Source organism: Paucibacter aquatile (assembly GCF_002885975.1).
Taxonomy (GTDB): domain Bacteria; phylum Pseudomonadota; class Gammaproteobacteria; order Burkholderiales; family Burkholderiaceae_C; genus Paucibacter_A; species Paucibacter_A aquatilis.
Genome location: NZ_POSP01000003.1, coordinates 785,534 through 798,505, shown reverse-complemented (window position 1 = coordinate 798,505; position 12,972 = coordinate 785,534). Strand labels below are relative to the sequence as shown.

The window sequence follows — 12,972 nt, the reverse complement described above, 5'->3', positions numbered from 1 at the left end:
GGCGCCCTAATCGTTCCACTCCTTGGGCCTGAAGATGGCCGATCTGGAAATCACATGACAGCAACGCAGCCGACCATCATCTACACCCTGACCGACGAAGCCCCGCTGTTGGCGACGGCCTCGTTCCTGCCCATCGTGCAGGCCTTCACGGCGCCGGCCGGCGTTCGCGTCGAGACCAGCGACATCTCCGTGGCCGGTCGCATCCTGGGCCAGTTCCCGGAATTCCTGAGCGAAGAGCAGCGCGTGCCCGACCGCCTGTCGGAGCTGGGCAAGCTGACCCTGAAGCCGGAAGCCAACATCATCAAGCTGCCCAATATCAGCGCGTCGGTGGCGCAGCTGAAGGCGGCGATCAAGGAGCTGCAAGGCAAGGGCTACCCGATCCCGGACTACCCGGAAAGCCCCAAGACCGACGAAGAGAAAGACATCCGCGCCCGCTACGGCAAGTGCATCGGCAGCGCGGTGAACCCGGTGCTGCGTGAAGGCAATTCCGACCGCCGCGCCCCCAAGGCCGTCAAGGAATACGCCCGCAAGAACCCGCACAGCATGGCCGACTGGAGCCAGGCTTCGCGCTCGCATGTCTCGCACATGCATGGCGGCGATTTCTACCATGGCGAAAAGTCCATGACCCTGGACCGCGCACGCAACGTCAAGATGGAGCTGATCACCAAGAGCGGTCAGACCATCGTGCTCAAGCCCAAGGTGGCCTTGCTGGACCGTGAGGTCATCGACAGCATGTTCATGAGCAAGAAGGCGCTGCTGGAGTTCTACGAGAAGGAAATCGAAGATGCGCGCCAGACTGGCGTGATGTTCTCGCTTCACGTCAAGGCCACCATGATGAAGGTCTCGCACCCCATCGTGTTTGGTCACTGCGTGCGCATCTTCTACCGTGAGGCTTTCGAGAAGCACGGCAAGCTGTTCGACGAGCTGGGCATCAACGTCAACAACGGCATGGTCGATCTCTACAACAAGATCGCCACCCTGCCGCAGAGCAAGCAAGACGAGATCAAGCGCGATCTGCACGCCTGCCACGAGCACCGCCCCGAGCTGGCCATGGTCGACTCGGCCAAGGGCATCACCAATTTCCATTCGCCCAACGACATCATCGTCGACGCGTCCATGCCGGCCATGATCCGTAACGGCGGCAAGATGTGGGGCGCCGACGGCCGCCTGAAGGATGTCAAGGCCGTGATGCCGGAGTCGACCTTTGCCCGCATCTATCAGGAGATGATCAACTTCTGCAAGTGGCACGGCGCTTTCGACCCCAAGACCATGGGCACGGTGCCCAATGTCGGCCTGATGGCTCAGCAGGCCGAGGAGTACGGCTCGCACGACAAGACCTTCGAGATCCCCGAAGACGGCGTGGCCAACATCACCGATCTGGACACCGGCGAAGTGCTGATGAGCCAGAACGTGGAGCAGGGCGACATCTGGCGCATGTGCCAGTGCAAGGACGCTGCCATTCGCGATTGGGTCAAGCTGGCCGTCAACCGTGCTCGCAACTCCGGCATGCCGGTGGTGTTCTGGCTCGATCAGTATCGCCCGCATGAGGCCCAGCTGATCACCAAGGTCAAGATGTACCTGCACGAGCACAACACGGCCGGTCTGGACATCCAGATCATGAGCCAGGTTCGCGCCATGCGTTACACCCTGGAGCGCGTGATCCGCGGCCTGGACACCATCAGCGCGACCGGCAACATCCTGCGCGACTACCTGACTGACCTGTTCCCCATCATGGAACTGGGCACCTCGGCCAAGATGCTGTCCATCGTGCCGCTGATGGCCGGTGGTGGCATGTACGAAACCGGCGCCGGCGGTTCGGCCCCCAAGCATGTGCAGCAGCTGGTGGAAGAGAACCACCTGCGCTGGGATTCGCTGGGTGAGTTCCTGGCCCTGGCCGTCAGCCTGGAAGACCTGGGTCTGAAGAACAACAACCCCAAGGCCAAGTTGCTGGCCAAGACGCTGGATGCTGCCACGGGCCAGCTGCTGGACAACAACAAGAACCCCAGCCCCAAGACCGGCCAGCTGGACAACCGCGGCAGCCAGTTCTACCTGGCCCTGTACTGGGCCCAGGCTCTGGCCGGGCAGAGCGAGGATGCCGAACTGGCCGCCAAGTTCGCGCCCCTGGCCAAGGCTCTGGCCGAGAAGGAATCGGCCATCGTCGCCGAGCTGGCTGCGGTGCAAGGCAAGCCGGCCGACATCGGCGGTTACTACAAGCCCGACATGGCCAAGCTGGCCGAAGTGATGCGCCCGAGCGCCAGCTTCAACGCCGCCCTGGCCACGGTGCTGGGCTGATCAGCCACGGCGTCTTGAGCGCCTGAACCGCTGTCGTTTGCACCCTGCAAACGGCAGCGGCCCCGAGAGAAAGCCGGTGCCCTGCATCGGCTTTTTCATATCCCGGCTTCGTCATTGAATGCCGCTAGAATTTTTGGCTGCCCTCTACGAGAGGGCATCCCGTCCCCTTCGGAGTACCTCCTACATGTTCCAGCACATCCAGGTCCCTGCCCAGGGCGCCAAAATCACCGTCAATGCCGACCATTCGCTGAATGTGCCGGATCAGCCCATCATTCCCTTCATCGAGGGTGACGGCACGGGCGCGGACATCACGCCGGTGATGATCAAGGTGGTCGATGCCGCGGTGGCCAAAGCTTACGGCGGCCAGCGCCAGATCCAGTGGATGGAAGTGTTCGCCGGTGAGAAAGCCACCCGTGTCTACGGCCCCGATGTCTGGCTGCCGGCCGAGACCCTGGAAGTGCTGCGCGACTATGTGGTCTCCATCAAGGGCCCGCTGACCACCCCGGTCGGTGGCGGCATCCGCTCGCTGAATGTGGCGCTGCGCCAGGAGCTGGATCTCTACGTCTGCTTGCGCCCGGTGCAGTATTTCAAGGGCGTGCCCTCGCCCCTGAAGGAGCCCGAGAAGACCAATATGGTGATCTTCCGCGAGAACTCGGAAGACATCTACGCCGGCATCGAGTACGAGGCCGAAAGCGAAAAGGCCAAGAAGCTGATCAAGTTCCTGCAAGAGGAAATGGGCGTCAAGAAGATCCGCTTCCCGGAGACTTCGGGCATCGGCATCAAGCCGGTCTCGCGTGAAGGCACCGAGCGTCTGGTGCGCAAAGCCATCCAGTACGCCATCGACAACGACAAGCCCAGCGTGACCATCGTGCACAAGGGCAACATCATGAAGTACACCGAGGGTGGCTTCCGTGACTGGGCCTACGCCCTGGCGCAGAAGGAATTCGGTGCCGAGCTGATCGATGGCGGCCCCTGGTGCCGTTTCATCAGCCCCAAGAATGGCAAGCCCATCACCATCAAGGACTCGATCGCGGACGCTTTCCTGCAGCAGATCCTGCTGCGCCCGGCCGAGTATTCGGTGGTGGCCACGCTGAACCTGAATGGCGACTACATCTCCGACGCCTTGGCCGCGCAAGTCGGCGGCATCGGCATCGCCCCGGGCGCCAATATGTCCGATTCGGTCGCCTGCTTCGAAGCCACGCACGGCACCGCGCCCAAGTACGCCGGCAAGGATTATGTGAACCCGGGCAGCGAGATCCTCTCGGCCGAGATGATGCTGCGTCACCTGGGCTGGACGGAGGCAGCCGACCTGATCATCGCTTCGCTGGAAGCCGCCATCGCCAGCAAGCGGGTCACCTACGACTTCGCGCGCCTGATGGACGGCGCGGTGCAAGTGTCCTGCTCTGGCTTCGGTCAGGTCATGATCGACCATATGTGAGCTGGCGTTCCGGCCCTGGCGCCGGAGACCTGCAGCGCACAAAAAAAGGCCCGCATCTGCGGGCCTTTTTGCTTGGGGGACTGAGCCGTGGCACATGGCCGGGCGGCGGGTCCTCTTCGCCTGGGGTCAGCGGGCTGACCGAGTGTTCAGCGTTTCGCCAGTGTTGCCACCAGCGAGCGCCAGTCTCAAGCGGCTTCGCTGAGTTCTTCCTGCGCTTGCGCGGCCGTGGAATACAGCGGGGTGATGTTCTGGGCCAGCTGGCCTTTGGGGCCTTGCACCAGCTCGTAACTCACCTTGCCGCCTTGTTGCAGGGTTCGAAAACCCTCCATCTGGATGGCTGAAAAATGCGCGAACACATCTTCGCCGCCCGCTTCGGGTTCAATAAAGCCAAAGCCCTTGGCATCGTTGAACCACTTCACCGTTCCTATCGTCATAACGCCTCCGTCCCGGTGTCTATTGCACCGCGGCGGATTTTTGGCGGCGGCCTGTGCGCTGTCAATTCAGGGCCTGCCCGGATGGGGGAGACCCTTGGGTGCCTGCGTTTGATGAAAAAGCCCGGGGCGCGGGTCTAATTTCACTCTTGTTTTCTCCCCAGTCGGCGCAAGATGGATTTCGCAGGGCCAGCGGGTATCGGTGGCTCTCGATAGAATCAATCCATGCCAGATTTCCCCAGTCAACCGCCAATGCCACCCGGATTGCCGCCCGGGCGTGAAGATGCCGACGGTACGGCCACTGTTGAGCGTCTGACGCAAAAAACCGAGCCGCCGCGCCTCTACCAAGTGCTGCTGCTCAACGACGACTTCACACCCATGGAGTTCGTGGTCATGGTTTTGCAGGAATATTTCCGACATGACCTGGATACGGCCACCCAGATCATGCTCAAAATCCACCACGATGGGCGTGGGGTCTGCGGCGTCTTCAGCAAGGACGTTGCGGCGACCAAGGTCGAATTGGTGCTGGCGGCCGCAAGGCGCGCCGGCCATCCTTTGCAGTGCATTATGGAGGCCGCATGATTGCGCAAGAGCTTGAAGTTAGCCTGCATATGGCGTTCGTGGAAGCACGCCAGCAGCGCCATGAGTTCATCACCGTCGAGCACTTGCTGATGGCCCTGTTGGACAACCCTTCCGCTGCCGAAGTGCTGCGCGCCTGCTCGGCCAACCTGGACGATCTGCGCAAGAGCCTGACGCAGTTCATCAAGGAAAACACCCCGACCGTGGGTGGCGCCGATGAGGTGGACACCCAGCCGACGCTGGGCTTCCAGCGCGTGATCCAGCGCGCCATCATGCATGTGCAGTCCACGGGCAGCGGCAAGAAGGAAGTGACCGGCGCCAATGTGCTGGTCGCCATCTTTGGCGAGAAGGATTCGCACGCCGTCTACTACCTGCACCAGCAGGGCGTGACGCGCCTCGATGTGGTGAATTTCATCGCCCACGGCATCAAGAAGTCCGATCCGCCCGAGCCGCCCAAGGGGCAGGAGGGCAGCGCCGGCGCCGAGACCGAGCGCGAAGAGGGCGAAGGTCAGGGCAAGGGCTCTCCGCTGGAGCAGTTCACCCAGAACCTGAACCAGCTGGCCAAGGACGGCAAGATCGATCCGCTGATCGGCCGCGAGCACGAAGTCGAGCGTGTGGTTCAGGTGCTCTGCCGCCGCCGCAAGAACAACCCGCTGCTGGTGGGCGAAGCCGGCGTGGGCAAGACGGCCATCGCCGAGGGCCTGGCCTGGCGCATCACCGAGGGCGATGTGCCCGAGGTGCTGTCTGAAGCCGTGGTGTATTCGCTGGACATGGGCGCTTTGCTGGCCGGCACCAAGTACCGCGGTGACTTCGAGCAGCGTCTGAAGGCCGTGCTCAAGCAGCTGAAGGACCAGCCGCATGCCGTGTTGTTCATCGACGAGATCCACACCCTGATCGGTGCCGGTGCGGCTTCGGGTGGCACGCTGGACGCCAGCAATCTGCTCAAGCCGGCGCTGAGCTCCGGCGCGATGAAGTGCATCGGCGCCACCACCTTCAGCGAGTACCGGGGCATCTTCGAGAAGGACGCGGCCCTGAGCCGTCGCTTCCAGAAGGTCGATGTGGCTGAGCCTTCCGTCGAGCAGACCATCGAGATCCTCAAGGGTCTGAAGTCGCGCTTCGAAGAGCACCACAACGTCAAGTACGCCCTGGGTGCGCTGCAGGCGGCGGCCGAGCTCTCGGCCAAGTACATCAACGACCGCCATCTGCCGGACAAGGCCATCGATGTGATCGATGAGGCCGGCGCTGCCCAGCGCATCCTGCCCAAGAGCAAGCAGAAGAAAACCATCACGCGCAGCGAGGTGGAGGACATCGTGGCCAAGATCGCGCGCATCCCGCCCGCTTCTGTGTCCAGCGATGACCGCAGCAAGCTCAAGAGCCTGGATCGTGATCTGAACAGCGTGGTGTTCGGCCAGGAGCCGGCCATCGATGCCTTGGCCGCTGCCATCAAGATGGCGCGCTCCGGCCTGGGCAAGCCGGACAAGCCGATCGGTTCTTTCCTGTTCAGCGGCCCGACCGGCGTGGGTAAGACCGAGGTGGCCAAGCAGCTCGCCTACATCCTGGGCATCGAACTGATTCGCTTCGACATGTCCGAGTACATGGAGCGCCATGCGGTCAGCCGCCTGATCGGCGCGCCTCCGGGTTATGTCGGTTTCGACCAAGGCGGTCTGCTGACCGAGGCCGTGACCAAGAAGCCGCATGCGGTGCTGCTGCTCGATGAAATCGAGAAGGCGCACCCGGATGTCTTCAATGTTCTGCTTCAGGTCATGGACCATGGCTCGCTGACCGACAACAACGGGCGCAAGGCCGATTTCCGCAACATCATCATCATCATGACGACCAATGCCGGCGCCGAAGTGATGAACAAGAGCAGCATCGGCTTCATGAACTCGCGCCAGCAGGGCGATGAAATGGCCGACATCAAGCGCCTGTTCACGCCGGAGTTCCGCAACCGCCTGGACGCCATCGTGTCCTTCCGTGCGCTTGATGAGGAAATCATCATGCGCGTGGTCGACAAGTTCCTGTTGCAGCTGGAAAGCCAGCTGCAGGAGAAGAAGGTCGAGGTCACCTTCAGCGACGCGCTGCGCAAGCAGCTGGCCAAGAAGGGCTTCGATCCGCTGATGGGTGCCCGCCCCATGCAGCGCCTGATCCAGGACACCATCCGTCGCGCTTTGGCCGACGAGTTGTTGTTCGGTCGCCTGGTCGATGGCGGTCGCCTGGGTGTGGATGTCGATGGCGCTGGCGAGGTCCAGCTGGACATCCAGCCTCTGAGCAAGCCCAAGGACAACAAGCCCAAGGCGGAGCCGGCCACGGCCAGCTGAGCTTGATGATGAGGCGCCCTGAGCCGGGCGCCCGAATCACCCAAGCCCCGAGCCTGTCTCGGGGCTTTTTCTTTTTATTGGGGGTGCCGCTGTTTCGAAGCGTCAGGCCGCCGGGTCTTGCCGGAAGAAGCCGGCCAGCAGCCGGTACAGCGAAGGCTGCTCCTGGCGCAGCTCGGTGGGCGCCACAAAAAAGGCCTCCACCGCCACGGCGAAGAACTCTTCCAGGCTCTCGGCGCCGTAGGGGTCGATCAAGGTGGCTTCACCTGCGTCCACGCGGGCGCAGAAGGCCTGCCACTCGGGCTCGATCACATCCAGCCAGCGCTCGCGCTCAGCCAGGCTGGGCAGGGGCGGCACGCCATCGGCCCAGCCATCGCGCATGTCGATCACATGGGCGAACTCGTGGATGACGACGTTGAAGATGCTGTCGCCGGGGTCCAGGGCGGGATCGGGGTGTGCCGCCATGGCTTGCCAGCTCAGCATCAAGGGCCCGCCTTCCATGGCTTCGCCGGCCAGCTCTTCGTCAAAAGCGTGGACGATGCCGTCTTCGTCCATCACCTCGCGCCGAGCCAGCACTTCGCTCTCATGCATGACGATGCCGACGAAGCCGTCGTACCAGGCAAGCCCCAGGCGCAGCACCGGCAGGCAGGCCTGTGCCGCGACGGCCAGGGCGACTTCATCGCTGACTTCAAAGCCGGCCGCGCCGTGGAACTCCTTGCTGTCGAGAAACAGCGAGCACAGGCGGCGCAACTCGTTCAGGTCTTCGGCGGAGCGCTGGGCGAGAAAGGGGTAGCGCAGCAGGGTCAGCTGCCACAACGGCTCGGGGATCGCCAGGCGCTCCACGGTGCGTTGCTCGCGCTGCCGGCGCCAGGCGCCGGGCAGCGCTTGCAAACGCGCGAGAACGTGGCTCAGCCAGCCCATCAGGCCAGGTCGATGCGGCGCAGGCCGGCGTGCCGCAAACGCAGCAGGTCGCCGCGTGGCTTTGCGCCTTCGAAATCCCAATCCGACAGCACATGGCGGCGCAGACCCGGCGCCAGCTCGTGCCGGGCTGGCCGATGGGTGTGGCCGTGGATCAGGTCGCTACAGCCGGAGGCTTGCAGCCATTGCACGCAGGCGGCGCTGTCCAGGTCAGCGTACACGCTCATCTCGGCTTGGCCGGCCTGGCTGGCCTCGCGCATCTGGCGGGCCAGGGCGCGGCGTTCTTCAAGGGGGCGAGCCAGGAACTGCGCCTGCCAGGCGGCGCTGCGCGCCTGGGCGCGGAAGGCCTGGTAGGGCTTGTCGTCCATGCACAAGGCATCGCCATGGCTGAGCAGCCAGCGTTGCCCGAAGGCGTTCAGCACCGTGGGGTCGGCCAGGGCTTGCATGCCGCAAGCGGCCAGCATGTCTGGGCCGACGAGGAAGTCGCGGTTGCCGGCCATGAAGAACAGGGTGTGGCGTTGGCTGGCCGCGTGCAGCAACTCCACGCAAGAAGCTTCGAAGTCCTGGTGCCGGGCGTCGTCACCGATCCAGACTTCAAAGATATCACCCAGCAGGAAGATCGCCTCGGCGCTGCTGTCCTGCAGATGGGCGGCCAGAGCGGCCAGGGTGGCTGGCGTGTCCGGCGAGAGGTGCAGGTCGGACAGAAAGTCCAGCCGGCGCCACTCGGCGGGCACGTTCAGCTCGGCAAAGGCCGGCAGGGCAGGGCGGGGTTCAGCCCCCGCCGCTGCTGCGGCCGGCGCTGTCGCCGCAGAAGGCGTCTCAGGCCGCAACTTCGACCGCGCGTTCGATGACCACGTTTTCCAGCGGCACATCGTCATGGAAGCCCGAGCGGCCGGTCTTGACCTTCTCGATGGCGTCGACCACTTCCTTGCCTTCGATCACGCGGCCGAACACGGCATAACCCCAGCCTTGCGAGGACTCGGACTTGAAGTTCAGGAAGCCGTTGTTGGTGGTGTTGATGAAGAACTGGGCGGTGGCCGAGTGCGGCGCGTTGGTGCGGGCCATGGCCAGGGTGTAGTGGTCGTTCTTCAGGCCGTTGTTGGCTTCATTCTGGATCTCGCCCGCCGTCTGCTTTTGCTTCATGCCGACTTCAAAGCCGCCGCCCTGGATCATGAAACCCTTGATCACGCGGTGGAACACGGTGCCGTTGTAATGGCCGTTGTTCACATAGGACAGGAAGTTGGCGACTGAGATCGGGGCCTTGACGTCGTCGAGTTCGACGCGGATCAGGCCGTGGTTGGTGTGCAGTTCAACAATCTTGCTCATTTCTTGGGCTCCACAAGGGCTTTGGTGATGGTGATGGGGGTTTGCGGCAGGTTCTGGTGCGGGCCTTGGGCCGTGGTGGGCGTGGCGCGGATCTTGTCGACCACGTCCATGCCTTCGAGCACCTGGCCGAAGACGGCGTAGCCATTGCCGTCGCGCGAGTTGTCAGCGTCCAGGAAGGCGTTGTCCACCGTGTTGATGAAGAACTGCGAGGTGGCCGAGTTCGGGTCGCTGGTGCGGGCCATGGCCAGGGTGCCGCGCAGGTTCTTCAGGCCGTTGCGCGATTCCAGCGGAATCGGCGGCTTGGTCGGGCGCTGCTGCAGGTCTTTGGTGAAGCCGCCGCCCTGGATCATGAAGTTCTCGATCACGCGGTGGAAGATCAGGCCGTTGTAGTGGCCGGCCTTCACGTACTGCAGGAAATTGGCCACGGTCTTGGGCGCCTTGTCGGCATCCAGGCCGATGCGGATCTCGCCTTCGCTGGTGCTCAGGCGCACGAACACGGTCGGGTTGATTTGCGGCACGGCCGCGGCCGAGGCTGGCGTGGCCAGCGGGGCTTGGGCCTCGGCGCTGCAGACGGCCAGGGCGGCCAGCGAGAACAGGGCCAGGCGGCGGCTCAGGGACTGCACAAAATTCCTTGGCATGGGACGCATTCCTCCGGGGATCTTGGGGTCTGTGAAATGGATTGAAGCGGCGCGATTGTCGGTGCGCCGCCGGCTTCAGGCCGGCAACGCCTTCGCTCGTGAAAGGTCTTGTCTCTCTGGCCGCTCAGCGGCTGCGGCTTGACGCTTCCTGCAAGAGATCGTGGGTGCGCTTGAGTTTGAGCGCAAGGCTGGTCGACGGGGCGGCCATGGCCTCTTGCGCGCGCTGGTAGGCCCGCAAGGCCTGGCGCAGCAGCACATCGCCGAGGTTTTCCTGGGCCTGGGCATGGCTGGGCTGCAGGCGCAGGGCCTGTTCCAGCTCATTGCGGGCCCGGTCCAGGTCGCCTTGGCCGGCATGGATGACGGCCAGATTGTTGTAGGGGTCGGCCAGGTCGGGGAAGTCTTCCGTCAGCTGGATGAAGATCTGCTGGGCGCTGGACAGCTGACCCAATTCCATGCGCATCACGCCCAGGGCGAAGCGCAGCTTCAGCTCGTCAGGGGTTTGCTTCAGGGCGGCTTCCAGCGTGCCCACCGCCTGCTGGCGCTGGCCGGCCAGCCACTGGCGCTGGGCGATGTCCAGCTCGCTGGCCTGGCTCCAAGCCGGTGCCAGCAGGCCGAGGGTCAGCAGTGCGGTGAGGAGCGGCCGCCGAGCCTGCAGCCAAGGCTGCCGGCGGGGTGTTGGAAGCAGGGGGGAGGGCAGAGTTTGGTCGGGCATGGGGCGCAAGTGGGGCAGCTTGGCGGGTAAGTGCCAGGACTTGGCTGCAGAACCCTGCCGGTATACTGAGGCTCATTCTACGGCGCCCGCCCACAGTCGTCCGGCCGGCCTTCGAAGCAGTGTGAGCATCGCTTGAAGCCGAACCGGCCGCAGCCCATGCCTCCGCGCGCTTCGCAGGCTCGCCAGCCACTTTGACGTCTTTTGTCGGCTCGGCGCGTAAATCCTGGCTCAAGCACCCATGTCGTCTCTTCGCATCTACAACACGCTGACCCGCTCGGTCCAGCCTTTCGCTCCCATCGAACCCGGCCATGTGCGCATGTACGTCTGCGGCATGACGATTTACGACCTCTGCCATGTGGGCCATGCCCGCATGATGATGGCCTTCGATGTGGTGCAGCGCTGGCTCAAGGCCTCGGGCTACCGCGTGACCTATGTGCGCAACATCACCGACATCGAGGACAAGATCATCAAGCGCGCGGTCGAGCGCGGCATCAGCATCCGCGAGCTGACCGACGAGATGATCGCCGCCATGCACCGCGACATCGGCGCCTTGGGCGTCGAGCGCCCGACCCATGAGCCGCGCGCCACCGATTACGTTGGCCAGATGCTGGACCTGATCGGCACGCTCGAAAACAAGGGCCTGGCCTACCGGGCCAGCAACGGCGATGTGAACTACGCCGTGCGCAAATTCCCCGGCTACGGCAAGCTCAGCGGCAAGTCGCTGGACGATCTGCGCGCCGGTGAGCGCGTGGCCGTGGACGACGGCAAGCTCGACGCCCTGGACTTCGTGCTGTGGAAATCCGCCAAGGAGAGCGAGCCCGAGGACGCCAAATGGGCCAGCACCTACGGCCCGGGCCGCCCCGGCTGGCACATCGAATGCTCGGCCATGTCCTGCGCCTTGCTGGGTGAGCGTTTTGACATCCACGGCGGTGGCATGGATCTGCAGTTCCCGCACCACGAGAACGAAATCGCTCAGAGCGAGGGCGCGTTGGGCCATTCCTTCGTCAACGTCTGGATGCACAACGGCTTCCTGAATGTGGACAACGAGAAGATGTCCAAGAGCCTGGGCAACTTCTTCACCATCCAGGATGTGCTGAAGACCTACGACGGCGAAACCCTGCGCTACTTCATGCTGCGCACGCACTACCGCAGCCCCTTCAATTTCAGCGATGCCAACTTGGACGACGCGCGCGCCGCGCTGCGCCGCCTCTACACCGCGCTCGATGGGTTGGAGGTGCCGGAGCTGGCCGAGATGGACTGGAGCGAGCCGCGCGCCGCTGCTTTCCGCGCGGCCATGGACGATGACTTCAACACCCCGGGCGCCCTGGCTGTGTTGTTCGAGCTGGCCAGCGAAGTGAACCGCACGCGTTCGCTGGCGGATGCGGCCTTGCTGAAGAAGCTGGCCAGCACCCTCGGCGTGCTGCAGCAGGCGCCTCGCCAATACCTGCAGGCCGGCGCCAGCCTGGACGAAGCCGCCATTCAGGCGCAGATCGAAGCCCGCGCCGCCGCCAAGGCCGCGCGTGATTTCGCCGGTGCGGATCGCATCCGCGCCGAACTCCTGGCCGCAGGCATCGTCTTGCAGGACTCCGCCGCTGGCACCACCTGGTCGCGAGCCTGAGCGTGGTGCGCGCCAATGCAGCCGGGGTGACCCCGGACTACTGGGATGAGGCTTGCCGCCATCTCGTCAAGCGCGATCGGGTGCTGAAGAAGTTGATCCCTCAGTGGGGCGAGGCCCGCCTGCAAAGCCGGGCCGATGCCTTCACCACCCTGGCCCGCTCCATCATCGGCCAGCAAATTTCGGCCAAGTCGGCCCAGGCGTCCTGGGAGAAGTTCGTGGCCTTGCTGCCCGGCAATGCCGCCAAGATTCAGCCGGCCGCCTTGCTGGCGCAGCCCACCGAGTCGCTGCGCGGCGCGGGTCTGTCGGCCCGCAAGATCGAGTACCTGCGCGATCTGGCCCAGCATTTCGAAGACGGCCAGGTCCATGTCAAGCAATGGACGCAGATGGACGACGAAGCCATCATCGACGAGCTGGTGGCCATCCGTGGCATCGGCCGCTGGACGGCCGAGATGTTCCTGATCTTCCACCTGACGCGGCCCAATGTGCTGCCGCTGGACGATCCGCGCTTGATCAAGGGCATCAGCGATCTGTACTTTTCCGGCGAGCCGGTGTCGCGGGCCGAGGCGCGCGAGCTGGGTGATGCCTGGGCGCCTTACCGCTCGGTGGCCACATGGTACATTTGGCGCAGCCTCGATCCGGCCCCGGTGCAGCCCTGATTCGCCCGTCTCCCGCCTCCCGTAAAATGGCGGCTTGAGTCGTCTCCGG

The 12,972-nt window shown here is 64.2% G+C and carries 12 protein-coding genes; 6 read left to right on the top strand and 6 right to left on the bottom strand.

All coding sequences use genetic code 11. The features are described from left to right. The first annotated feature begins 54 nt into the window (after positions 1 to 54). Positions 55 to 2,292 (top strand): NADP-dependent isocitrate dehydrogenase, encoded by a 2,238-nt coding sequence (locus tag C1O66_RS06715; RefSeq protein WP_102767171.1) that lies wholly within the window; start codon positions 55 to 57, stop codon positions 2,290 to 2,292. A 184-nt stretch (positions 2,293 to 2,476) separates the two neighbouring features. Next, a complete protein-coding gene (gene icd, locus C1O66_RS06710; protein WP_102767170.1) occupies positions 2,477 to 3,730 on the top strand; it encodes an NADP-dependent isocitrate dehydrogenase in 1,254 nt (417 codons plus the stop codon). 185 nt (positions 3,731 to 3,915) lie between these two features. Here the strand turns inward: icd and C1O66_RS06705 are convergent, their stop codons facing one another. After that, a complete protein-coding gene (locus tag C1O66_RS06705) occupies positions 3,916 to 4,164 on the bottom strand; it encodes a cold-shock protein (RefSeq protein WP_102767169.1) in 249 nt (82 codons plus the stop codon). 222 nt (positions 4,165 to 4,386) lie between these two features. Here C1O66_RS06705 and clpS point away from each other — a divergent pair, with 222 nt between their 5' ends. Continuing rightward, positions 4,387 to 4,743 (top strand): ATP-dependent Clp protease adapter ClpS, encoded by a 357-nt coding sequence (clpS, locus tag C1O66_RS06700; RefSeq protein WP_102767168.1) that lies wholly within the window; start codon positions 4,387 to 4,389, stop codon positions 4,741 to 4,743. After that, positions 4,740 to 7,058, top strand: coding sequence for an ATP-dependent Clp protease ATP-binding subunit ClpA (gene clpA / locus C1O66_RS06695; RefSeq protein WP_102767167.1), 2,319 nt, complete (start codon positions 4,740 to 4,742; stop codon positions 7,056 to 7,058). The genes clpS and clpA overlap by 4 nt, the downstream gene beginning before the upstream one ends. Positions 7,059 to 7,160: 102 nt before the next feature. Here clpA and C1O66_RS06690 read toward each other — a convergent pair whose 3' ends face one another. From C1O66_RS06690 to C1O66_RS06670, 5 genes are all read right to left on the bottom strand, one after another. Continuing rightward, on the bottom strand, positions 7,161 to 7,976 hold the full coding sequence (locus C1O66_RS06690) for a M90 family metallopeptidase (RefSeq protein WP_102767166.1): 816 nt from the start codon (positions 7,974 to 7,976) through the stop codon (positions 7,161 to 7,163). Beyond that, entirely contained in the window at positions 7,976 to 8,707 is a 732-nt protein-coding gene (locus C1O66_RS06685) for a UDP-2,3-diacylglucosamine diphosphatase (RefSeq protein WP_243392727.1), read from the bottom strand. The genes C1O66_RS06690 and C1O66_RS06685 overlap by 1 nt, the downstream gene beginning before the upstream one ends. An 85-nt stretch (positions 8,708 to 8,792) precedes the next feature. Then, positions 8,793 to 9,299: a peptidylprolyl isomerase gene (locus C1O66_RS06680; protein ID WP_102767164.1), complete on the bottom strand. Its 507-nt coding sequence runs from the start codon at positions 9,297 to 9,299 to the stop codon at positions 8,793 to 8,795. Further along, positions 9,296 to 9,937 (bottom strand): peptidylprolyl isomerase, encoded by a 642-nt coding sequence (locus tag C1O66_RS06675; protein ID WP_102767163.1) that lies wholly within the window; start codon positions 9,935 to 9,937, stop codon positions 9,296 to 9,298. The genes C1O66_RS06680 and C1O66_RS06675 overlap by 4 nt, the downstream gene beginning before the upstream one ends. 124 nt (positions 9,938 to 10,061) lie before the next feature. Next, positions 10,062 to 10,649, bottom strand: coding sequence for a tetratricopeptide repeat protein (locus C1O66_RS06670; RefSeq protein WP_102767162.1), 588 nt, complete (start codon positions 10,647 to 10,649; stop codon positions 10,062 to 10,064). 238 nt (positions 10,650 to 10,887) lie between these two features. On the opposite strand from C1O66_RS06670, the gene cysS reads away from it, so the two are divergent. Next, positions 10,888 to 12,267, top strand: a complete 1,380-nt coding sequence (gene cysS, locus C1O66_RS06665; RefSeq protein ID WP_102767161.1) for a cysteine--tRNA ligase — start codon at positions 10,888 to 10,890, stop codon at positions 12,265 to 12,267. A gap of 2 nt (positions 12,268 to 12,269) precedes the next feature. Then, the gene (locus C1O66_RS06660; protein WP_102767160.1) at positions 12,270 to 12,923 is read left to right on the top strand and encodes a DNA-3-methyladenine glycosylase family protein; all 654 of its coding nucleotides are present in this window, start codon (positions 12,270 to 12,272) and stop codon (positions 12,921 to 12,923) included. The last annotated feature ends 49 nt before the right edge of the window (positions 12,924 to 12,972 follow it).

Bases quoted from the DNA above. Each gene is read 5' to 3' on its own strand.
- C1O66_RS06715 (WP_102767171.1), top strand. From the start codon at position 55: ATGACAGCAACGCAGCCGACCATCATCTACACCCTGACCGACGAAGCC.
- icd (WP_102767170.1), top strand. From the start codon at position 2,477: ATGTTCCAGCACATCCAGGTCCCTGCCCAGGGCGCCAAAATCACCGTC.
- C1O66_RS06705 (WP_102767169.1), bottom strand. From the start codon at position 4,164: ATGACGATAGGAACGGTGAAGTGGTTCAACGATGCCAAGGGCTTTGGC.
- clpS (WP_102767168.1), top strand. From the start codon at position 4,387: ATGCCAGATTTCCCCAGTCAACCGCCAATGCCACCCGGATTGCCGCCC.
- clpA (WP_102767167.1), top strand. From the start codon at position 4,740: ATGATTGCGCAAGAGCTTGAAGTTAGCCTGCATATGGCGTTCGTGGAA.
- C1O66_RS06690 (WP_102767166.1), bottom strand. From the start codon at position 7,976: ATGGGCTGGCTGAGCCACGTTCTCGCGCGTTTGCAAGCGCTGCCCGGC.
- C1O66_RS06680 (WP_102767164.1), bottom strand. From the start codon at position 9,299: ATGAGCAAGATTGTTGAACTGCACACCAACCACGGCCTGATCCGCGTC.
- C1O66_RS06675 (WP_102767163.1), bottom strand. From the start codon at position 9,937: ATGCCAAGGAATTTTGTGCAGTCCCTGAGCCGCCGCCTGGCCCTGTTC.
- C1O66_RS06670 (WP_102767162.1), bottom strand. From the start codon at position 10,649: ATGCCCGACCAAACTCTGCCCTCCCCCCTGCTTCCAACACCCCGCCGG.
- cysS (WP_102767161.1), top strand. From the start codon at position 10,888: ATGTCGTCTCTTCGCATCTACAACACGCTGACCCGCTCGGTCCAGCCT.